Genomic DNA, 24,684 nt, shown 5'->3' on the forward strand with positions numbered 1-24,684 from the left:
ATCAGGGGGAGGTTGTTCCTCCGGTCGTTCATCGCCCTGGCCACGACGTAGTCCGCCCACTGCCCCACCGGAGAGCCCTCGCCCAGCGCCTCGTTGAAACGGATCTGCGATGCCGCGGGGTTCGGTCGAGGCGGAACCACCAGCTCCGGCGCGACGACACCCTCGTCCTCAGACGTGGAGACCGCAACCGCAGCTTCCGTAACCAGGCCCGTGAGCGGGGAGATCCCTCCAAGATGGGCGGTAGTCGCCCCACCCTGCGGCTCGCTCGTATCCATCAGCGACTCCGCGTCCGGCGTGACGTCCGAGTCGGTGACATCCGCGTCCGGCGTGACGTCCGAGTCGGTGACATCCGCGTCCGGCGTGACGTCCGGGTCGGTGACATCCGGGTCGGTGACGTCCGGGTCCGGCGTGACGTCCGGGTCCGGCGTGGCCTCCTCCACCCCTCCCGAGCCGCCGAGCCAGGAAGTGACCAGATACTCCTGCTGGAGGGTCGTCACCGGCACCCCGAACACCGCACTGTCCGCGACGTAGATCGATCAACCCGACTTCGCGCGCCACCAGCCGGGGATGAAAAGGCATGCCCTCTGCCAGGCGGGCGCCGATCAGATCGAGCGCACTCCGCATCTGCTCATAGGTGGCACCCGGACGCATCGGCTGGGACGCCAACACCCCGGCGGCCTCCAGGACACCGACGACGAAGGTGGTCCTGTTCTCGTTTTCGAACAGGCCGAGCTCCGTCCTGTACGTGCTGAGCACCATGGGGAGGCTGTTCCTCCGGTCGTTCATCGCCCTGGCCACGACGTAGTCCGCCCACCGCCCCACCGGAGAATCCTCGCGTGCCGCATCATCGATGCTGAGATGCGTTTCCGTGGCGCTCGGTGGATCCGGAACCACCAGCTCCGGCGCGACGACACCCTCGTCCCGAGACGTGGAGACCGAAGCCGCCTCCCCCTCGAACGCACTCTCCATCTGCCGAACGAACGCCGCTTCCTCCTCAGCGGTCAGCGCCCCCGGACGAACCAGCCGACCGAGGTCGGGAGAGTCGCCCCGGGGCGACTCGCTCGTATCCATCAGCGACTCCGCGTCCGGGTCCGGCGTGGCCTCCTCCCCCCTTCCCGAAACGCCCAGCCAGGAGCTGACCAGATACTCCTGCTGGAGGGTCGCCACCGGCACCCCGAACACCGCTCGCGCGATGGAGGGCACATCGGGCACCTGACCATCGGCCTGAGCCTGCCGGCCCAGCCCCACCGCGTACTCCTTCATCCGCTGACGGGCGCCGCCCGGCACAGGGTGAAGAAGACCGGCACCGGTGATCCACCCCAGAACCCGCCATGGCGAGCGGTTGTTATTGGGCAGGACGGAATGCGCCAGCTGAGTCAGGCCAAGCGGCTCGCCCGCTGTCAGGCGAGCCTCCACCTCGCCGAGGAAGGCCCTCATCTCCTCAAAGGAAGCGGTGCCGATGATCGACATCCCCGCCCCCTTCAGGACACCGCGAATGAAGTCGATCTCGCCCCAGAGGCCGACGTCCAGGCCGACCTCCTTCCCGTACCTGGCGGCTTGCGGACGGATGCCGTCCCGCTGGTCGTTCATCGCCCTGGCCACGACGTAGTCCGCCCACTGCCCCGCCGGAGAGCCCTCGCCCACCGCCTGCTTGAAACCGATTCGTTCCGTGAGGTTCGGTCGAGCCGGAATCTCCAGTTCCGGCATGACGACGCGCTCGGTCCGAAGCGAGGAGAGCGAAACAGCGCCCGTCTCCGTAGGCAGGCTCGTGAGCAGGAAGCCCTCCCCGGTACGCGTGGTACTGGTACTCGCCTCACCCGTCGGCGTACCCTCCGTCGCTCGAGCGAACCCCGCTTCCTCCTCAGCCGGGTTCTCCGGACCATCCAACACACCGAGGTCGCGGGACTCGTCCCGGGGCAGGTCGCCCGTACCCGTCAGCGACTGCGCGTACGGGTCCGGCGTGGCCTCCTCCACCCCTCCCGAGCCGCCGAGCCAGGAAGTGACCAGATACTCCTGCTGGAGGGTCGTCACCGGCACCCCGAACACCGCGGTGACCCACCCCAGAACCCGCCACGCTCCGCGGGACTTGTGGAGGCCGACGTCCACCCCTACCTGCCGGAAGCCAGGACGCTCATTGGCTGCCAGGCGGGCGCCGATCAGATCGACCGCCTTCCTCATCGCCTCATAGGGAGTGTGGTTACGCATCGGAGAGTGCGCCAACACCCCGGCACCCTCCAGAACACCGAGAACGAAGCTTGCCCCCCCGTCTTCTGAGAGGCCCACGCCGAGGTCCCGCTCGTACCTGCCGGTTTTAAGGGGCAGGTTGTTCCTCCGGTCGTTCATCGCCCTGGCCACGATGTAGTCCGCCCACTGCCCCGCCGGAGAGCCCTCGCCCACCGCCTGCGTGAAACCGATCCGTTCCGTGAGGTTCGGTGGCACCGGAATCTCCAGTTCCGGCACGACGACGTCCTCGGCCCGAGGCGAGGAGAGCGAAACAGCGCCCGTCTCCATAGGCAGGCTCGTGGGCGGGAAGCCCTCCCCGGCACGCGTGGTACTGGTACTCGCCTCACCGGCCAGCGCACCCTCCATCGCCCGGGCCAACTCCGCTTCCTCCGCAGTCAGCGCCTCCGAACCATCCAACACACCGAGGTCGCGGGACTCGACCCGGGGCAGCTCGCTCGCGTCCATCAGCGACTCCGCGTTCGGGTCGGTGACGTCTGGGTCCGGCGTGCCGTCCGGGTCCGGTGTGGCCACTTCCCCCCCTCCCGAAACGCCCAGCCAGGAGCTGACGAGATGGACCTGATGCACGGTCGATAGAGCCACACGGAACACCGCTCGCGCGATGGAGGGCACATCGGGCACCTGACCGTTGGCCTGAGCCTGCCGGCCCAGCCCCACCGCGTACTCCTTCATCCGCTGACGGGCGGATGAAAAGGCTCGTCAGCTGCCAGGCGGGCGCTGATCAGATCGAGCGCCTTCCTCATCTGCTCATAGGTGGCACCCGAACGCACCGGATGGCCCGCCAACACCCCGGCACCCTCCAGGACACCGACGACGAACGCGGACTTGACCGCGGTTGTGGGGATGCCGAGCTCCGTCTCGTACGCGCCGATCAGCATGGGGAGGGTGCCCATCCGGTCGTTCATCGCCCTGGCCACGAGGTAGTCCGCCGACCGCCCCGCCAGAGAGTTCGCGAGTGCTGCAGCATCGAGGCTGAGATTCATGGCGCTCGGTGGATCCGGAACCACCAGCTCCGGCGCGACGACACCCTCGTCCCGAGACGTGGAGACCGAAGCCGGGGCCGGCGTGGCCTCATCCACCCCTCCCGAGCCGCCGAGCCAGGAGGTGACCAGATACTCCTGCTGGAGGGTCGTTTCCCGCACCCCGAACACCGCTCGCGCGATGGAGGGCACATCGGGCACCTGACCGTCGGCCTGAGCCTGCCGGCCCAGCCCCACCGCGTACTCCTTCATCCGCTGACGGGCGCCGCCCGGCACAAGACGAAGAAGACCGGCACCGGTGACCCACCCTAGAACCCGCCACACTCCGGGGCGCCGTGGGAGCCCGCTGTCCTCTGCCGCCTTATAGAAGTCAAGAGGCTTACCGGCTGCCAGGCGGGCGCCGATCAGATCGACCGCCTTCCTCATCTGCTCATAGGTAGCGCCGCTACGCATCGGATTGGGCGCCAACATCCCGGCGCCCTCCAGAACACCGGGAACGAAGCCTGTCGGCTCGGTTTCGGTCCTCATGCCGAGGCCCTGCTCGTAGCTGTTGGCCATGAGGCGCAGGTTGTTCCTCCGGTCGTTCATCGCCCTGGCCACGACGTAGTCCGCCCACTGCCCCACCGGAGAGTCCTCGCCCATCACCAAGGAGAAGGTGATGCGCTGTCCGTCGAGGCCCGGTGGCACCGGAATCTCCAGCTCCGGCACGACGACGTCCTCGGCCCGAGGCGAGGAAAGCGAAACAGCGTCCGTCTCCATAGGCAGGCTCGTGGGCGGGAAGCCCTCCCCGACACGCGTGGTACTGGTACTCGCCTCACCCGCCGGCGCACCCTCCATCGCCCGGGCCAACTCCGCTTCCTTCACAGTCAGCGTCTCCGAACCATCCAACACACCCAGGTCGCGGGGCTCGTCCCGGGGCAGCTCGCTCGTATCCATCAGCGACTGCGCGTTCGGGTCGGTGACGTCCAGCTCCGGTGTGACGTCCGGGCCCGGTGTGGCCTCCTCCACCCCTCCCGAAACGCCCAGCCAGGAGCTGACCAGATACTCCTGCTGGAGGGTCGTCACCGGCACCCCGAACACCGCTCGCGCGATGGAGCGCACATCGGGCACCTGGCCCTTGGTCTGAGCCTGCCGGCCCAGCGCCACCGCGTGGTCCTCCATCCGCTGACGGGCACCGCCCGCCACAGGGAAGAGACCCATGGCAGCGATGGCCCAGCCCAGAACCCGCCACACTCCCTTCGGCCATTCGGCCATCCCGACATCGCGCGCTACCTGCTGGATGTCGCGCGTCATCTGCCGGAAGTCAAGAGGCCCACCCGCTGCCAGGCGGGCGCCGATCAGATCGACCGCATTCCTCATCTGCTCATAGGTAGCGCCGCTACGCATCGGATAGGGCGCCAACATCCCGGCGCCCTCCAGAACACCGGGAACGAAGCCTGTCACCTCGGTATGGGGCCTCATGCCGAGGCCCTGCTCGTACCTGGTGACCATGAGGGGCAGGTTGTTCCTCCGGTCGTCCATCGCCCTGGCCACCAAGTAGTCCGCCCACTGCCCCACCGGAGAGTCCTCGCCCAGCACAATGGAGAAGGCGATGCGCTGTCCGTTGAGGCTCGGTGGCACCGGAATCTCCAGCTCCGGCACGACGACGTCCTCGGCCCGAGGCGAGGAAAGCGAAACAGCGCCCGTCTCCGTAGGCAGGCTCGTGGGCGGGAAGCCCTCCCCGACACGTGTGGTACTCGCCTCACCTGCCGGCGCACTCGTCAGCTCTTCCGGACCATCCGGCTCACCGAGGTCGCGGTACTCGTCCCGGGGCAGCTCGCTCGTGTCCATCAGCGACTCCGTGTCCGAGACGACGGCATCCGCGCCGGAGGTGGCCGTGTCGAAGACGACCTGGACGGAGACGCTCGGGTCGACGACAGCCGGGATGGAGACGGCGGGGTCGATGACAACGGGGGACGGAGTGGACTCTTCCACCACCGGGGCAGCGAGGTGCTGCCTCAGGAACCGGAACCACTGTCTCCGGCACGAGAGCGTCCGCGCCGGAGGCGGCCGTGTCGAAGACGACCTGGACGGACGCGCTCGGGTCGACGACAGCCGGGATGGAGACGGCGGGGTCGATGACAACGGGGGACGGAGTGGACTCTTCCACCACCGGGGCAGCGAGGTGCTGCCTCAACGTCCATGTCGTCCGTCTCGCTGACGCGATCCGGGTTGTCAAGGAGGAAGGAGTCCGCGAGGCCCTGCCCGGACCGCTGCATCGCCCCGAGGAACTCCTGCCATCCCTGATCGAAATAGTCGTCGACGTCCATCGCGTCCGGATCGCCGGTGACCTGCGTGCCGCCCACGCCGAGGCCCCGGGGCACGAGGCCCAACTCACCTGTGAGAGAGAGGATTTCCCGGTTGGCCCCTCGCTCGCCGCCCTCCTTCAATGCCTTCATCACGCGCACCAGGCGCTCCTCGCGCACCAGCCTCACGGAGAGCGGTACGGGGGCCAGGGTGATTCCACCGATGGCTTCGTTGAGGTACCCGGACGCGATGCCGCGCAGGGTGGCGCGCTCGGACCGGGACATGCCCTCCAGGAAACGACTCTGCGTCAGGAAGGCCTCGGCGTACTGACGCCAGGTCTCGATCGTCTGCGGGTGCAGACCGTTCCGCTGTGCGAAATCGGCCGCTCTGGAAGCAGCCATCGGCGTGCCCATGTCCGGATGGTCGAACAGCGCCTGGAAATCGGCTCCGTACCGCGGGCTGTGCTCGAGCATCATCCGGTGCACCTGCAGCACCGGGTACCGCGTGCCGCCCGGCAGGCTCAGGTGCCCGGCGATGTCCGACAGCGAGGCTCCCTGGTAGACCAGCTCGGCCGCGCGGGTCGCCAGTGCGGCCGCCAGGCCGCCTCGCAGGTGCTCCAGGTTCGGCAGATTCGGGTCACGGGGGTCGAGCTGCCGCACGCGTTCCAGGGAGATCGGCGGGCTGGGGTAACGCCGCAGGACCTCCAGGTACTGCCGGCGCAGTTCCTCCACCCTCGACGACGTCGTGGGAGTCTCCGCTTCCGACCTCGCGGCCTCTTCCCGCGGGCTCGGCTCGGGGACGTCATCGAGCGCCATGGGGTCACGGCCGTCGCCGAGACTGTCGCCGAGCCACATCGTGGTCAGGTACACCTGCTGCGGGGTCTCCTGGTCGGTGCGGAACACCTGCCTGGCGATCTCCCGCACATCGATCACCGCGCCACGGTCCACATACGCGTCCGCCAGCTCACGGGCTCTGGCGACCATCCGCGCCCGGGCCCCGTCGGTCGGCATGTCGCCCATGAGCCCCGCGCCCACCAACCAGCCTCGGACCAGCGGCACGGAGGAGTCCGCGTCGTCCTCGCTGAGCATCGACCGGGCGTAGGCATAGGGGTCGCGCAGGTGAGGCTCATCCGCCCGCGCGGTGTCGAGCACACGCCGCATGACCTGTGAGGTGGGCCGTGGTCCGCGCTCTCCGGGCCGAAGTCCGCTCGTGATCGGTTGCCCCCGCACCCCGGACGCTTCCAGGATGCCGAGGACCTCGTGGTGGTGCCGCCACGGCTCGTGGCGTTCTCCTCCTCGGGCCCCCTTGCTGATGGCCGTGATGTCGGTCGGGGAGCCGCTCATGTGCAGATGCATGGCGTGGGCCACGACGTGGTCGGCCACGGCGCTCAGCACCGTGAGCGGATCGGCGGTTTCCGGCAGCGAGAGCGAAGCGAGGGGCTCGGGCATCGCGTCGCCGAGGGTGTATGGGGCGGAGTCGGTCCCGGGCGCCTCGACCGGCACCGGCGCGGGCACCTGGACCGGCAGCGGTTCCCGCTCTCCGTCCATGGCCCGCGGCGATGCCTCGTCGTACGGGAGCCCGAAGAGCCGCGAGGGTCCCAGCATCGCGGTCAGCTCCGGCTCGACGACGGTGGGAAGACCCGCCTTCCCCAGCCAGTACCGGACGGCGCCGACCTCGTCCGCCGAGGGCGTCGAGACCCCGAAGACCGTGCGTGCCAGCCGGCCCGCGTCGACCGTGGCGTCCTGTGCCCGCAGCTCCCGCGCCGCGTCGACGATCCGGTCGACGAACGTCTGGTACGGGCTTTCGCCCTCCACCTCGTCGAGGTGCCGGGTGCCGTCGCGCCACCCCTCCACCCGTCGGAGGGAGTCGGGCGACGCGTCGCCGAGTACCTCTGTCGCGACGTCGGACAGCGGCCGCGGGGAAGGGCTGTCCTCGGCGGCGCGCAGGGCCGCGATGCCGATCATCATGCTCCGCATCGGACGCCCGTCGCTGAGCCGGTCCCGGCCGAACCTCGCGCCGGCTTCGAGGTATCCGGCCACCTGGCCCTGGACGCTCCCGTCCGTCGCGAGGGCCTCCGGGAACAACTGCCGCGCCACGTCGTCGACAGTGAGGTCCGTCATGTCGTCCACGGCGTCGAGCGTCCGCTCGGCGGACACCTGTCGCGCCGCTCGGACCTCCTCGGGCGCGAGCACCGGGATGCCCTCCTCCCCCAGCCATTCCGCCAGCAGCGGCAGGGCCCGGTCGTGGGCCGACGGGTCGAAGAGGTGCGCGGCGAGCCCGTACAGGTCGGCGCCGCCCATCCTCTCCGCGTCGAGACGGGCCCGGCCGACGGCCATCGGCCGCAGCGTGAGGGCCGCGGTGTGGTGCAGGGTGCCGTCGTTGTTCCAGACCTGCCTGCCGGCACGGCGCAGGTCCCGCTCGATCGTCTCGACGGCCTCGGTGTTCCGCGTGTCCGTGCCGTCGCCCGCGCCGCCCAGCAAGCCGCGAGGCCGCAGGCCGTTCGCCTCGCGGAGCCGCTCCACCAGGGCGCGCGCCTCCCGCTCGCGCGTCGGCGAATGCTCGTTGTCGCGCAGGAACCGGGCCACCTCGACGTACGTCCAGTACACCTCGGGGCGCGCCTCGCGGAGCGATTCACCCGGCCGCGTTCCCCAGGCCGTGGGAACCTGGATCATCTCGCCCACCATGTCGACGGCCTCCCGCATCAGCGCGTCGAGTTCAGGACTGGAAGGCTGTTCGTCCAGCTCGCGCTGGAATGCCGCGTTGAGGTCGGTGACCCGCACCTCGGCCATCGAGGTGACGGCCTCCCCGTACCGCGGAAGCACTCCGGGCTCCTCGTACGGGGGCACGGGAATGCCGGAGGGTTCCGAGTCGGGGCTCGTCGCCGGCCGGCTCAGGAGTGTGTCGAAGTACGTGGCCGCACTGGGGTGCATTCCCCTGCTCACCACGAAGTCGATCAGGCTCGCACGGATCTGGTCGGCGGGTGCCCGCACGCTGGCGAGGTCGCTGATGATGTCGAAGTCGTACGCGTACTGCTCCGATTCGTCGAGCAGATCCTGGTGCATCGCCTCACTGTCGTGAACGATCCCGAAATCCCACCGGCCCGAGTAGACGAATTCCTCCCGATCCGACGTGGGCACGTGGTCCTCGGGCAGCGGCCCACCCAGTGCCCGGATTCTGTCCAGCACCTGTTCGACCGGTTCCTGGCGGTCTTCGCTCCGGAGGGCCGACTCGCTCTCCTCGTCCCAGGAGTCGCGACGGTAGAGCTCCGTCCAGTAGGCGATGACATCGTCGGGTACGTCGATGTCGCTCGCCGCCTCGGCGACGCGTTCCGCCAGCTCGGGCGCGGAGAGGGTCTCACGCACCAGCCAGCCTTCCTCCTCCATAGTGCGGATGTTCTCGACGAACTCGGTGAAGTCGCGCGCGTATCGTGCCGTCTCGTCCAGCAGCAGGCTGTGCAGCACGTTTCGCTCGAGCTCTCCGCTCTCGCGGAAGAGCCCGCCGGTGGAGTAGACGGCGGCCAATTGCTCCCTCGCCACGAGATGCCTCAGATGGCTGCTCCGGTCTGCCCAGTACTCACCTATGTCATGGGCGACGCCCACGTCGACCACGGCCGCTTCATATGCCGCCTCCGGGCTGTCCTCGCCCTGCATAACCAGCTCGCGGAACGCCTCCAGGAACTGCGACCACGCCTCGCGGAACGCGCTGTTGTTGGCCAGCAGCAGACTCTGTGTGTCCGCGTCCAGGTCGGCGTCGCCGAAGACGGGCAGGTGGGCGTGCAGGCGGACCCTGATCGCCTGGTACCGCGCGGACGCATCGAGGGTCGCCCATTCACGCGGAATGGCCTCGACCGGCTGGGCGTCCTGCTCCCCCTCCCCTGTCCACTCCGTGTCCATGTCCGGGCGGTTCTCCTCCGCCACCTGGTTTCCCCAGGTGCCGGACTCCACGTCCTCCGCGTCCTCCGTCTCGTCGGTCCGCGTGAGACGCATGGCCCGCACCGCCTCGGTGAGATTCGACAGGCCATCGACGGGATGGGTGGGTGTCCGTGGACCGGCCGTCGCGGAACGCTCTCGGAGTGTGCCCAACAAGAGCTGGGAGTTCCACAGCCGGTCGTAGCTCGTGTCCATCCCCCGGTCCCGCACGAACGATTCCACTTCCCGCCAGGCCGTGTCCCTGGGCACGCTGTCGGAGGTGTAGAGGCGGCTGAGGAGTTCGAAGTCGGAGCGGTACTGCGGCTGACGCAGCAGGTCTTCGTGGAAGGCGCGTACTTCCCCCGCGGGCATGGCCGGGAGGGGAACACCGGTGTAGACGTCCCGTTCGAGGGTGGAGCCGAAGGGGTGGTTCCGGGGCAGCGGTCCGCCCTCCTGCCGGACCGCCTCGATGATTTCCCGCCCCTCGACGCCCTCGGTGTCCTCCTCGTCGGTCACCCATTCATCGTCGCCGTCCCCGTCCTCCACGTACCGCACCTCGTTGTCGGAAGACCCGTCGTCCGCCGTCGCGAGCCCGTGCCTGGGCGCGTCGGTGGTGCCTGCCCCGGTGGTGCCCGTGCGGGACGGCCGGCTGCCCAGCAGACGGGCTGCCGCGAGCTGTTCCTGCCAGCCGTCCTGTGTCCGCAGGGTCTTCCAGAGGCGTACGAGGTTCGGGTCCAGCCTCCTTTCGGCGGCGAACGCGTCGAGCCGTCGCGAGGCCAGCCCGTCGCGCGCCATGGACTCGAAGTCCATGAGATCCACCGCGTACCGCGGGGACGTGGCGAGAAGTCGCCGGTGGTTCGCCAGCGTGGTGGCCGGCTCCCCGAACAGCCAGAATCGGACCGTCCCGGAGTTCATCCCTCGTGCCGTGGCGAAGGCGGTCAGCTCCTCCGTCACGGTGTCCTCGTCGACGAGCGTGCGCTGTACCTCCGCCGCGAGCCCGTAGTCGTGCCGGTAACGGGGCGACTCCTCGAGCAGCGACTCGTGGACCTCGGACACCGTGTCGCGCGACGACAGGTGCCCGGCCCCGTAGAAGACCCTCTCGTCCGGGGTGAGCGAACCGTCGGTCAGCGGGATCGCGTTCCGCCGCAGTTCGGCCACGGCCGGATGGCTCATCGGCCCGGAGAGTTCCCGCACACGCCGGGCCCAGTCGGGATCGGCGAGCACCTGCGCCCAGGCCTGGGCCGCGTCTCGGTGCGGGCCGTGTTCGCGGACGGCGCTCGCCGCCCCTCCGGTCCGCTCCCCCGCGTCCCGCTCGTCGCGGGTGGCGAAGTCGTGGAACCGGGCCGCGTACGCCACGGAGCCCTCGTACAACCTCTGGTGCAGTTCGAGGACCTGGGGCCAGGCAAGTGGACCGAACAGCGGCTCACCGTCGAAGAACTGCTGGACGATGGTCTCGATGCTCCCCTCGTTCGGAGACGTCTCGGACTCTTCCGGCAACGATTCCAGGACCATGGAGCCGGGGCCTTCCGCGGCTCGCAGACCCAGCTCGGAACGGATCCGCTCGGCGAGGGAGACGGCTCGGCTGACGCCGCTGTCCCGGAAGAAGAGGAGGTCGGGATCCCTCGTCAGCGCAAGCGCCAGCGCCAGCACGGCCCACACGGCCCTCGGCGGCATCTCGGCCAGCGGGAGGTCCGACCACGCCGTGACGTCCGGCAGCCGCGTCACGGAGGCGGTGAGGTTCACAGCGGCGTCGAGTACGGCCGTGTAGCTGCCGGGCGTGAGCAGAACCTCGACCGCGAAGTCGTACAGCTCTCCCACGTCGGGTACCACCGGTGAGAGCCTCTCCAGATCCGGTTCGATCCGCTCGAGAAGGCGAACGGAGTCGAACGCGGGCGAGGGCTCGGCCGCGGAGGGCTCGACCCGGGTGAACGTCGGGACGTAGTCGTCCCCCACGGAAGGGTAGGACGGCAGACCGTCCCGCGCCATGCCGTCCCGGGCCTGGTTGTTTTGCGGGATCTCGGTGAAGGTCGCGCTCCGGCTGGGTCCCGGCTCGGCGGTCCCGGACTCGACGCGGTCTTCGACCCCGGCCCGGGCCTTCGCTGACGGCTCGTGGTCCCTGCTCCATCGGCCCGCCTCGACGAGGCCGGCCCAGTAACCGATCTGCCCGTCGCTCAGCCCCATCCCGCGGCCGAGGGCGAGCGCCGCTCGGCGATCGGAATCCCCGCCCCGCCGCAGGAGGGCCGTGTACTCCTCGCCGAATCGTTCGTAACGACGCAGGTAGGGAGGATGGGCCAACAGCAGCGTGTGCAGGATGCCGCGGTCGAGGCGGGGGTCCGCGAAGTGGTCCGCACCCCGGGTGAGACCCGCGTCGAGCTGGGGAAGACGGGCCTCGAAGTGGGTACGCCATGCGCCCGACAGGTACATCTGGGCCCAGTAGACGGACAGGTTGGGGGGCAGCCCCTGTTCGGCGCCGAGGTCGGTCGCCGTCCTCAGGCGGAAATAGCCCGGCCGCACAGTCTGCCCGTAGCGCTGACCGAACCGGGCGTACGCCAACTCGTAGTCGATGTGATCCTCGAGCAGAGGCTGGTGAGCGAGTTCCCGCGACGGCCTGTCGGGCGCGAACACGTGGTCGTTCTGTCCCGCCCTGAGGCGCCGCCACATCTGGGCGGTGACCAGGCGCCGGTACGCCGACCACTCGCCGTTGGCCACGAGTCGCGCCCAGAACCGACCCTGGCCGATGCCCACGCCGTGACTACGGCTCACGAGGTCCGTGTCTTCCGTCCGCAGGCCCTCGGACCGGAGGAAGGGGTGGAGGAACGTACCGAAGTCGAGGAAATCACGGCTGTACGAACGGTGCCCGTGCATGAGCAGGAGGTGCACGGCGGCCGACGCCGCGGGGTCAGTGAAGTCCATCGTGCGGTTGTCGTACCAGCTCCCCCATCGTGCCAGGAGGTCGTCCCGGTAGCCTCCCGCCCCGCGCAGGACCGCCTCGGCCCAGAACTCCACCACGGGCTCCCGCTGCCCCGTGCGCCGGGTCATCTCGCGGTTCGTCGCCCGCTGATCACCGGTGTTCATCAGCAGCGGAAGGTAGTCGCGGCCGAATCCCTCGAACGACTCGCGGTATTCGGCGCGGTGGAGAAGCAGGGTCCTGTGGTCGGCGAGCAGCTGTTCGGTGGGCGCGGGAAGGCCGTACCGACCTGCGACGACACGCTGCCAAAGCTCCTCGGCGAGCCGTTCGCTCATCGCCTGGGCCGAAGCGGGGGAGGCGTACCGCAAGCCCCCCTGGACGCCGCGGCCCCTCGGCAGTCCGAGGGCCTCCCTGACGCGCTCCGTCAGCATGCGGGCATCGTGCTCCAGCGTCGGGGAACCGCCGCGCTCGCGGAGGGACTGGGCGACCGCGAGGTACGTCCAGTAGGCGTCGGGACGTTCGGCCTTCAGGCCGGCACCGGGACGTTCGACCTGCGGCGTCAGCGCGATGGAACGGACCAGGTCGACCGCCTCGCGCAGGAGGACGTCGAAGTACGGTTCGTCGAGGTGGGCCTGAACCTCGCTCTCGAAGGCGCGCAGACGGTCGACGTCCACCGTGCCGGACATCCGGTCCAGGACGAGCGCCGACTCGGGGGGCTCGGGTACGTCGTCGAACGTCGGCCGCTCCACGAACCGCTCGTACAGATCGGCCAGGCCGTAGCGCCGCGGGGCGGCCTCCGTGTCGGGCTCGCCCTCGGCGAGACGCAGGGTCATCCGGCGCGCCGCGTCGGCAAGGTACCCGTCGTCCTCCAGAGCCATGCGCTCCACGAGGAACCGGGTGTGCGCCGGTGTCAGCCCGTGCTCGTCCGCGAGCGCGGACGGACTGTACCCGGGGTCGCCGCTCAGCAGCCCTTCGACGTGAGCGCGTCCGAAGGCGTCGACGGTCGCGGCGTACTCCTCCGAGTGCTCGCGGAGCAATGCGTCGACCAGCGTGGGATCGGGCTGCTCCTCGAAGAGGTCCATGCCCGCCTCCCTCATCCGGGCGAGCGCACCGGCCATGTCGGCGCGGTCCTGTGCGGCCTGCGCCCGGGCCTCGGCGTCGGAGGACTCCAGGTCCGCCGGGCGGGAGACGGAGCTCTCCCCCGCGGACCGCGACTCCTCCCCCGGCTCCTGCGTGGACCGCGTCCCGCCGCTCTCGTACGGGGACGGGCCGAGGTCCAGCAGGCGGGCGAACGCGTCGACGACTTCACGTGCCCTGAACTGCGGGTCCACGTGATCGCGTCCCTCATACAGAGCCATCGCCGTACGGGCCACGACCTCCTGCTGGAGGTCGTGCCAGCGCCGCGCGAGGTCACTTCCCGAGACGAACATGGGAAACCGCGCCCTCCGGTGTATCAGGACCGACGCCTCCCGGATCAGGAGCCCGAGGGCGTGCTCGTCGCCGTCGAGCGCGCCTCTGAGCTGATCCTGGAGTCTCCGGGTCTCGCCCGGCATCGCCTCCGGCGGGTTCATGGACCGCGGGGTGTCGCGCTCCTCCTGCCGCTCCTGTCGCACCTGTCGCTGCTGTCGCGCCTGTCGCTGCTGTTCCTCCGGGGCGGGCTCGGCGACCATGACGGCCGGTCCGTCCTGTGCCGCCTCCTCGCCGATGGCGCCGTCCTCGTCCGTGATCACGATCTCGGGAAGGCCCCGGCGTACGGGCATCAAGGCCACCGCGAGCGCACGGGCCCTCTCGACGGTTTCCAAGGCGAGCGCGTGAGCGAGGCGGAGCACGACGGCGTTGCGCACGGCCTGTTCCGCCGGCGGCAACACGATGTCCCGCCTCTGCGCCACGCCCGTCTCCTCCGCGAGGTCCCAGGCCCTCTCCACGGCGGCGTCGAAGTCGGCGCGCGGCAGGCCGGCGAGCTGATGCCTGACCGTCTCCAAGGGGCGTGTGCGGGGGACCCGCGCCAGGGGGTCGATCGTTTCCATGCGGTCGAGGACCTCCTCGACCGTCTCGGTCCTGGCACCGGTGACATGGCGGTCACTCGCGGATCGGGTGGGTGAGGTCACCCGGTTCATCACCCAGCCGGCGAGCGCGCCGATCGGGGACCGCTCGGAGGACGAGACCGACCTCGGAGACAGACTCATGTCCGTGCCGAGGGTGTTGACGGTGTTGCTTCTCTCCCGCACCTGCCGGATCTGCTCGAAGAGCGTCGATGGGAGGGTCACCGCCTGCCGGTTCCGCCTGCCGACGGTCGGCGGCTCAGGGGAGGTCGGGGGCTGCATCAGGGCGGCGTACATGTCGTCGCCCGAGCTCGACGGGTTCGCTCGCGCGGCCTCCAGTGCACGGTCGGCGATGTCCTCGGCACGCTCGTCGATGCCGGCATCCGTCGCGTCGGAGGCGTCGTCGACCTCCTCGAACCGGGTCTCCGCCCGGATCTCCGCCGGGATCTCTATCGGTACGCGCGGCTCGGACTGCTGTTCACCTCGGTTGGCGATGCGCTCGCCGAGACGCCGCAGAGCCCTCGGCATCCAGGGTGCCTCGGCGGCCCGGCCTCGCAGGCTCTGGCTCCGTCCGTCGTCGATGGGCGGGAGGCGGAACCTGTTTCCGACCGGTGACGTCACCGGCGGGGCCCCGAGCGGATGGGCCCGGAGCACCGGGCCGGAGGCGTGGGCCAGCTGGATCTGTTCGAGGTACGACACCGGCAGGCCGGGCAGCGTCGGCAGCCCGGGCTCGGCCATCAGGCCGTCGCTGTCCGCCCGGTCGGGCGTTTTCCGGAACAGCGAGTTCACGTCGTGGCCCCGGTCGCTCACGCCTGCGTAGTGAAGCAGTTCATGGAGCAGATCCGCGTCATCGAGCTCGTGCAGGGCCGCGTCGGCGTTGTCGGAGTGCAGGCGGAAGGAGAGCTGGTCGGAGCGTTCGGGCTGGTCCGACATGCTGAGTTCCACGGCCTCCGGGTGGTCTTCGGCGAGGGTCAGCCGCACATCGAAGTGCAGCTGGTCGCCGGTCTCCGCCCCGGACGGGGAGAGCTGGTAGCCGAGGTTGAGATGGGTGTCGAGAAGATCCTGCATGCGGCGTTCGAGGCCGGGCAGCCGGTCGGCCGCGAATCCCTCGCCGAACCTCACCGGAAGGTTGAACAGCACCTGCCGGATCCAGCGGCCGTCCTCCGCCTGAATCTGCTGGATGCCGCTACGTACCATGACCTCCCGGCCGGCGAGCAGGCCGTCGTCCAGGACGTCCCGTCGGCCGGCGAGCGGGTCGCGCGCCGGGTCGTAGATCTCGGTCATGAGGTAGGCGGGTTCCGGTGCGCCGTCGATACGGTGACGCCATTGCTCCGGTCGTACCGGGTCCTGGACCGGCAGCACCCGCTCGGTTCGCCGGGTGCCGGACAGCCGTTCCGCGTCACCGTTCGGGCTCTGCGCGGGTCCGCGCCCCGCCGCGTCCCGTGTGACGGTCGGATCGGCTTCCTCGATGGGCCGTTCGGTGATGGTTCCCAGGGACCGACCATGTTCCGTACTCGGTGCCCCCGTCGGGGTGAGGGATCGCCGCACGCCACTGAGCGTGGCGCGGCGCCCGACCGGCTGCTGAACAGACGTCGGGAGGTAGGAGGCGATGCTGTCCGGAACGAAGTTGCGTGGCAGGGTCGACGGGGAGACGTCTCTTGCCCTGCCCAGTCGTCCGGCCAGCTCGGCGGCTTTTCCGATGGCGAACCCCCGGGCTGCCTGGCCCTCCGCGGTGAGGATCAGGGCGCCTTGTGCCTCTCGCTCGAACTCGCTGTACAGCTCGAACGCCACACGGCGTATGGACTCCTCGCGCTGGGCCGCGAGCTCCTGGAGCAGGGTGGGGTCCACGGAGGTGCCGTCGGAGAGCGGGAAGGGGTTGTAGAGGTCACTGATGATCTCGGCGTCTCGCAGAACGCCCTTGCGCAGGGAGGTGGGAAGACCGTCGAGCACGGCGTTGATGTCGTCCATGGCGCGGTAGTCCGTGGGCTCGACGAGTGCGACGAACACGCTGCGGCGCCGCTCGTCGAGGGTGGCGCCGGTGGGCAGGGGGTTATTGGCGCGGCCCTTGGACCGGGCCTCGATGGGGAGGTCGTCGGTCTCGGGTACCGGCAGGCCCTTGGCCGCCTGGTCGGCCAGCGCCTGCGCGAGGACGGGCTTCAGCTCGTCGCGAGCCGCGTCCGCCCGCTCCTGGCCGGTGCGCTGCGCCCCGACCAGGGCGTTTCCATAGCCCGTGATCTGGATGGAGGGCGGCTGCGCGCCGTTGATCTGCCGCCATGTCGCTTCCCTGGCGGCCTTCTGGGCGTAGCTCTTGAGTCTGCCCTTCGCCACCGGGCTCAGCGTCTTGCCGCTGCTGGGGAACTCCAGCTGGACCGGGCGGGTCTCGGGACCGTGCAGGCCGACGATCACCAGGGGGTTGGGCAGCTCGGAGATCGGACGGGGGTCCTCCTTGCCCCGGGCGGTGGCCTCGAAGAAGGTCTCGCCGGGCCCGCGCCCGTACATCTTGAAGTGCCACATCTCCGTGTTGCGGCCCAGGGCGTCCCCGTTCAGTTTCTGCAGCGTCGTACCGGCCTGGGTGCGTGCCCTCTCCAGCGCGACGATTCCCTCCGGGGTGCCGGCGTCCGGCGACACCAGGGCCTCGCCGTAGGACCGCAGCTGCTCGGCGAGGGTGCGACGGGAAGCGATCTCCCGCTCGACACGCACGGCTTCCTTGTGTTCCGTGACGGTGCGCTCGATCTCCTCTTCCAGCGCGGTGCGGTCGGCCGCGGAGATCGAGGTCTCCCGGAGTTCCGTCCGCATCCGGCCGATGGCGTCGTTGAGCTCCGTCGTGCGGTTCTGGGCCTGCTCGGCCTGCCGTGCCAGGTCGGCGAGCACCTCGGCGAGGTTCTCACCGTGGGCGTCGTAGAGCGCGTCGACCGCCTCGGCGACGTATTCCTTCAGGACGGGGCCACGGCGGTAGTTCTCCACTGCGATCTGGTGGCTGCCGTCGTCGCTCGTGACGAGCACGGCGGCGAAGTGGTTGGCGGCCGCCTCGGGCACGGTGACGGGCTCGGTCTCCTTGCTGTAGTCCGTCTGGTACTGGCGTTCGCCGGCCTTTCCGCCGACGCCGATGCTCTGTGCGATATAGGACTCGCCGTCACGTGCCCAGGCGAACTCGTTGAGGCCGAGCGACAGGGAGGCGCTCCGCCGCTTACGGGTCGTCCACGACGTGGCCGTCGTCTCGTTCAGTGCCTTGCCGTACTCCTCGCCCTGCCCCGGCCTGTTTCCGAGGCCGACGCCCTTCGCGAACTGGTCATAGGCCTTCCGCCGGGCCCACAGAGGGTTGACCGTCTCCATCGGCTGCCTGCCCTTGGCGACCTCGACGATGAGGTCGGCCACCTCGTGGGAGCCCTTCGCCTCTACGCCCGAACCCACGTTGGTCGGAAACTTCACGGGGGTGGGGGCGACGCCGTCCGCGCGGGTCGCGGCCTGCTCGTTGCGCAGGACGAACTCCAGCGGCTGTCCTCCCAGCACCAGGGAGGTGAAGTCGCGGGCGCCGTCGGACTCGATCTGCGAGCGCCCCTTGGTGTCCTTGAAGTCCAGAGTCGCCATCGTGAGCGTGCGCGGTGTGCCGTCGACGGTGAGCTCGACACGGTGCTGCGGGACACGTACCAGCTTCGCCTTGCCTCCGAGCCGGTCGAGTGTCCGCTCGGTGCGGTCGAGCACTTCCTCGGTCGCGTAGAACTCGTGAGGCTCGGCCGCGGACGCGTTGACCGCCAGGGTGCCGTCCGCCGAGACGGCGAGCGGGGGCTTCGTGTCGTGGACGACCTCCCGTGCCAGCGTGATCGCCGGAAACGTGCCGGAGAGACCGTCACCCTGGGTGTAGAAGCCTTGGGGTACGGGATCCCGCCGGGTGAACGGGCGCAGGTCGACATGACCGGGCGGGGACGAGAACAGTTCGTAGTCGGTCACGATGCGACGGCCGGGCCACCGCGCCTGGAGGTGGTCCGGGTTGAGGCCCGCCCGCGGGCGGTACAGCGTCGTGGCTTCCCAGTTCTTCAGGTCGGCCAAGGCCGCGCCGCCCGGCCTGACACTGACCGGGGTGACCGGGAGGGGACCGCCTGGGACCTGCTTGTGAGAGGGCTTCGCCGCCAGCTCGCCGTTGATCGCGAGCACCTCACGGTTCGAGGCGTCCGCCAGCAGCTGACCGAGGGGTTCCCTGGCGCGCACCAGGCTTCCCTTCGGGCCGTGGGTGACCGTGTCGCTGCCGGAGCCGCTCGCCACCAGGACGAGGGGCTGCGACGGCTCCAGGTCGTAGTCCTCCTCCAGGATCGTGGCGATCTCGGACATGGTACGGAGCGCGTACTCCCCGTCGGTGAAGACCTTCATGCGGACTCCGTCCGCCTCGGCCTCCGCGTCCAGGAGGATCGGGTCCTCGTGCAGCAGCCGCGCCATGCCCCGCCGCAGGGCCTCCGAGGGGACCGCCACACCGATGATGCGACGGTCCCTGGCGGCGCGCAGGGAGATGCCGCCGGCGAAGGCACCGGCGCGCACGGCGACCGAGGCGCGGCCCTTGCGCGGGTACACCTCCAGGGGGGACGACACCGTCGCCGGCCCGGACGCCGGATCCGTCACGGCGTCGCGCTCCTCCATGCGCTGGCTCAAGGGGTCGGGGCTGCTGCGGCCGTAGAACTCGTACGCGCTCATGGTGGACTTGACGGAGAGATGGGTTTCGCTGCGCTGGAGTGACGAACGATCGATCGGTGCGGGTGTCTCGGCCCGCACCGGGTCGTCCTTGATCGACTCGTCGTGGCCGGTCGTCTCGCGGTCGCCGACCCTCTCGCCGTCCCTGATCGCTTCCTCGGCGTCCGAATCGGCGTAGTAATCGAGCAGCGAGCCGAGTTCGCCGTCGGACACGTCCGTCACCGGCGCGGACCGCTGGACGAACCGGTCCAGCACGCTCCCGGATACGGCCTCGAACAGACCGGCCTGGCGGTGCAGTTCGCCCTCTTCGTGGAGGATCTCCAGCCAGACGTCCGCCAGGCTCGCGTGCATCCCCCGGCCGGTGACGTAGGCGCGGAGACCGTTCACGTCCACGACGGGGAGCAGGTCCACGAAGGCCGCGAGATCCGACCGGTAGACCGCGGACCGTTCGGTGAGAAGCTCGTGCCTCGCGCGGATCCCCTCGGGGTCGCCCGGCATCGGCCTCCGGCTGTAGAGGATGTTCTCCAGGTCACGGACCTCACGTGACGACGGGGCCACGTCCGGCTCCACGTCCCGCGGGGAGGTCCGCGGCAGGGAGACGGACTGTTCGCCGGCCCGCTCCGCGTCGACCCGCTGCTCGTCGCGTCCGGCGCCCGACGCGTACGCCCGCGGCTGCAGACCGCGCTCCTGGCCGTATGCGCGTGCCAGCGCCTGCGCCGCCAGCTGACGGAAGGAGTCGAGCTCCCTGTCGAGGTACAGCGCGTACTGGACGCGCAGTCGTTCCTCCGTCCGACCCGGGCGCTGCTGTACCGGAGTGCCGTCGCCGGTCATCTCCATCGGGTCGTAGTTGTACGTGTTCACGATCTCGGACGCCTGGGTCTCCCAGGCGTGCCGCTCGCCCTCGGGCATCTGCTGGAACAGCGCCTCGACGACAGCCAGGCGCTCGTCCCGTGCCGAGATCGCCGTCCTCGGCATCCACGCCTCCGGGAGGCCGCTCTGCGACAGTTCCCCGTCCACCGGGGCGGACGTCACGAGATCGGTACGGAGTTCGTGGAATCGCCTCGCCAAGGTCTTGGCGTCGTCGAGGTAGGCGTCCAGTCGATCAGCCGCGCCGGCCGACGACTGCGCCGCGCTCCGGGACGCTGTGGCCGCACCCGCCGCCATGACGGCGTACTGCACACGTGCGCGCTCCTCCTCCCGCCGGGCCAGCGTCCGCTGGGCCGCCGGAGAGTCAACGTTCAGCGCTTCCGGCGGGTAGGGGTTGTACGCCAGCATGATCTGGTCGGCGATGTCCCGCGTGGTGGACTCCACCTGGGGCGGCAGGGCGCGCAACTGGTCCTGGATCCAGGCGATCGGCCTGGACTGCGCCGCGTGGAGCGTCCCCTCGCTGTACGGCTCCGGCTCCCGGTCCTGCGGCACGTCACCGTACGCCGGGAGCTCTCCGTAGTCTGCCAGCCGGGGAAGAGGCTCTGGCGGCCGCTGGTCCCAACCGTCGGGGAACTCCCGTTGCAGGTCTGCTATCAAGTCCCGCTGCCTCGCCAGCTGGGTCCAGTAGGAGGCCATGCTCGGGTGCATGCCCCGGGCTGTGACGAAGGCGAGCAGCTCTTCCTGGATGACGTGGTCCGCAACGCCGCGCTCGAAGGAGCTCCCCCTATAGGCACTCAGGAGGTCGTAGCCGATCCGGATGTCACGGTTGTACATCGCGGAGTATTGGAGCAAGTACACGTGGCCGGCGTCCGCGTACCGGAGATCCTCCGGCACCTCGGCACCGAAGTAGACCTGTCGTTCGTATTCTGATACGTACGGGTGTGTGGGCGGATTGGGGACCGAGAGGCTCCGTGCGGCATCGATGCTCCAGTGCTCGAATCCCTCCTCGGACTCGCCCTCGTCAACCGACTCGTCGTCCATGAGATGGTCTTCGTCGAGGGCGGCGTCGGCCCGCGCTACGGCCTCGTCCCAATACGGGTCCTGCAGCAGGCTCGACCAGAACTGGGCCGTCTGGTGGTTCAGCCCAAAGCCGTCCAGGAAGCCCAGAAGCTCATCGTCGGCGTTCGCTTGGGTCAGTCCCGTCAATTCTTGCCGGAGTTCCCGGAACGCCCCCAGGTCCCTTACGTAATCCGTCGATCCGTCGAACAGAGTCTGGTGCACCTGCATCGCCCGCTCGTCACCGAACAGCCACGCACCCCTGTACAGCTGCTCCTCCAGGTCGGCGGCCGACTCGGGAACCCGCGAGACCGCCGGCTCTGTCGGCTCGACGACCATCTCCTCGGCCGCCGACGGATCGGCGATCACGCTCGGCGTCGACGGCTGCTGGTTCTCGGCCAGGGGCGCGAGAGACTCGTACCGGTTGACGAACTCCTCGGCAAGGATGGCCGCCAGGAGTTCGGTCGCGATATCTGGTGCCCCGCGTTCCGCCTGCATGGCAAGCGCGTACTGGAGCCACGCCTCGACGTCCCTCATGAATTCGGTCAACGCCGGCACCCTGTCCAGCTGCACCTGCCAGCCCGCGGGGAAGTACCGGCCGAGCAGCTCGGTCACGGCAGATCGGATCTCGCCGAGCCGGGCGGGCGGCAGCGCCGCCAGGGCCGCCAGCGCCTCCGGCCTCGGCAGCAGGATCGTCTGCTGGATGATCGCCGCCGCCGCTGCCTGCACGTCCGCCGGGGGCAGCTGCTCCGTGCGCTGTTCGATCCGCGGTTCCGTCCGGGGCTCGGCCTGCTGCTCCGTCCGGGGCTCGGTCTGCTGTTCGGCCGGTTGTTCACGGGGCTCCGGACGAAGGGTCCACGACTTGCCCTCGCCGTATGCTTTGTGGATTTCCCGGGCGTAGTGCTGAGCCAGCGCGTCGGCGGCCACACCGGGCGTCGGCGTACTCCGACCTTGGAGCAGCGCGATCTGGACGCGTTCCCAGTAGCCGAAGAGATCGATATCCCGAGGATATTGAGGCCGCGACCGGAGGTTCATCGGAACCCACTCGGGGAAGTGCCTGAGCATCAAATCCTCAGCTTCGGAACGCAGTTGTCTGGCCTCCCACATCGAGAGCTGTCCGATGAGCGCCCAGACGTCTGACTTCTCGGCCTTGGCGGATTCCCGGGCAAGCTCGGGAAGGTCCTCTAGCGGAATGGGCGGCGGGCCGGGAATCAGATTCCTCTCGCCGCTCGGAAGGGGCTCCAGAGGCTGCTGCTCCGTCCGGGCGGGGTTCAGCTCCCTCTCGCCGCTTGGAAGGGTCTCCAGAGGCTGCCGCCCCGTCCGGTAGCCGGAGGGATGCCTGCCGGCATAGAGCTGGACGAGTTCGGTGGCTGTGGCCTCCGGAGTGGGTCCGCGCTCCCCCACATACAGTGCGTACTCGATTGCCGCCTCGGCCTGCAGGAACTCCGCCCGGGGCAGCGGTGCGTCGAAGGGCAGTTCGACGCCGGGCGGGAAGTGTTCCCGCATGAGCTGCCGTGCCCGCGCTTTCAGCCCCTGGCGAAGATTCGGTGACAGTCCGTTCACTGCCAGCAACAGGTCCATGAGGCCCATGGCGTTCACCTGGCGTGCCAACGGCGAGAGGGTGAGCGTATCGTCCCTCTGCGTCTGGCTGGTGGCCTGCGCCTGTGTGGAGCTGGAGCTCTGGCCCGTCTCCCAGGCCTGCTCCGTCTCCTCGCGGGTACCGCCGCGCAGGCCTCTGGGCCGCTCGAGGCCGCGGTCACGGCGGATCTCCTCGGCCACGTCCGCGGCCCGGCGGGTGGCCGTGGCCGTCGTCATCCCCTGACCCGCGCCCGCCAATACCTGGGCCACGGCGACGGTGGCCCATGCCTGGAGGTGTTCCTGCTGGCGGGCGTCGCCCGTCGCGTCGACCACGGGCGGGAAGTGGATGGCGTCGGTGACGATCTGGCGTGCGTGGAGCACCTGGGCCGGTTCGAGGTCACGGAAGGGGCCCGCTTCGAACATCCGCAGATCTTCGGTGTCCACGACGTCGGAGAGCTCCTGGAGGGAGCGCAGACTCTCGGGTGTGCCGACGAGCGGGAAGAACTCGGACGCGGTACGGGTATCGGACGCGGTGTCGGCCTCCTCCGCGGTGCGGAGCTCGGGCGCGGTGCCGAACTCCGCGAGGACCCGCTCGCGGTCGGCCGGCGTCTCCAGGGGGTTGAGGTCACGGGCCGTGTCCAGGACGCGTGCGAAGAGGGCGGGGTCCTGGGTACGGAGCTCCGCGGGGGACAGTCCGACGACCGCGGTGGTCTCGGGCCGATCCGCGGTGACGCGTGCGACCGCCTCGTTCCACAGGGCATCGACCACCGCTGCGGGGGCCTTCTCCAACCGCCTGGCGAAGCCCTCGATGTCCGCGGCCACCGGGGCGGGCGGCGTCACCGTCACCGTGGTCTGCGCGGTGTCATGGATGGTCTCGGCCGACTGGGTTTCAGCCGGGTCGGTGGCCAGGGGCCCGGACGCGTCGAAGACCTCCTCCGTAGCGGCCGGCTCGCCCTCCAGGATCCGGGCGATGGAGACGGGCTGCGCCGTGGCCTCCTGTTGCGGCGCGTCCTGCGCATCGGGGGCGGGGAGGGTGGTGGGCAGAATCTCGGTCGGCAGCACGGTGGACGGCAGTGGACTCGCCGTCCTGGGGGTGGACGTCGTGGCGGGCCCAGTCGTCGCGGCGGGCCCAGTCGTCGTGGGCAGCGGAGACTGGACGTTCTGTGGGGCCGGGCTCTGCACGGTCCCCGGCACGACTCCTGGGGTCAGTGGCATCACGGGGGGCACAAGGGGTGCCACGGTGTTCTGCGTCTGCTCCGAGGCTGGAGTCTCCAGCGTCTGCTCCTGGATCGACGCGTCCGGCGTCTGCGCGGTGGGTTCGGGTACCGTGTAGCGGGCGAACGACTGCTGCTCGGCGGCCTGTGCGAGGGCGCGGAGCGTGTCCAGACCTGTGGTGGCCTCGTCCAGGCGGCCGGTGTTGCGTGCGTCGGTGACGGTCTTGTAGAGCTCCGTGACCTGGCGGGCGTCGGCGTCGTGAGCGATCGCGTTCGTCTGTGCTTCGAACGCCTCGGTTACCGCGTCGTCCAGTTGCCGTCTGAGTTCGGCGGGGGTCGGCCGGGGAGTGTTCCTCTGCGGCCCGTGTGAGTGCCGCCAGCTCCTCCAGCGCGGCGCGCGCCTGCTCAAGGCGGCCCGTGTCGCGGGCGTCGGCGACCGCCTGGAACAGCTCCCGCACCCGGTGGGGCTCGCGTCGAGACGTTCCTCCAGCTGGGAGGGCAGCATCCCCCGCTCGTCCGCGGCACCGGCCAGCACCGCGTCCAGGGGGTCGCCGGAATCCGGTCCGGCCTGGCGGGCGAGGAGCTGCTCGGGGGTCGGCGGGGCCTGGGTGCCGGCGTCGGGGGTTTTGGCCTGCCGCGTCAGCGTTTCGCCGCCCGGCTGGAGCGGGTCCGTACTCCCGCTGCCGTCGCCGGCAGGGTCCGGTGTCCGGGCGCCGGACGGGTCCGGGGTGGGCTCGGGCAGGTCGGGGATGGCGGCCGGTCCCCGCGTGGGCTCGCCTGCGGACGTGGGGGGTCGTGCACCGGTGTCGGTGGAGGTCGCGTCGCCGCCGGTGGCGCGCTGCTCGACCCTGGCGTCGAAGGCCGTCTCCAGCTGGGCGGCGCGCTCCAGGTCGCCGCGCTCGACGGCGGCCTTGACGCCGAGTT

At 70.1% G+C, this 24,684-nt stretch carries 3 protein-coding genes; all 3 read right to left on the reverse strand.

The window, feature by feature from the left end; translation table 11 throughout:
- Nucleotides 1-168: 168 nt before the first annotated feature.
- The 3 genes from OO54_RS36700 to OO54_RS36710 are packed head-to-tail and all read right to left on the reverse strand — an operon-like array spanning nt 169 to nt 24,169.
- A complete protein-coding gene (locus OO54_RS36700) occupies nt 169-2,913 on the reverse strand; it encodes a hypothetical protein (protein ID WP_033211315.1) in 2,745 nt (914 codons plus the stop codon).
- Nucleotides 2,910-5,198 carry a hypothetical protein gene (locus OO54_RS36705; RefSeq protein WP_033211316.1) on the reverse strand — a complete coding sequence of 763 codons (2,289 nt, stop codon included), beginning with the start codon at nt 5,196-5,198 and terminating at the stop codon, nt 2,910-2,912. Before OO54_RS36705 ends, OO54_RS36700 begins: the two co-directional genes overlap by 4 nt.
- Nucleotides 5,199-5,218: 20 nt before the next feature.
- On the reverse strand, nt 5,219-24,169 hold the full coding sequence (locus tag OO54_RS36710) for a hypothetical protein (RefSeq protein WP_209440911.1): 18,951 nt from the start codon (nt 24,167-24,169) through the stop codon (nt 5,219-5,221).
- Between the last annotated feature and the right edge of the window lie 515 nt (nt 24,170-24,684).

The organism is Streptomyces wedmorensis (assembly GCF_000716445.1).
Lineage (GTDB): Bacteria > Actinomycetota > Actinomycetes > Streptomycetales > Streptomycetaceae > Streptomyces > Streptomyces wedmorensis.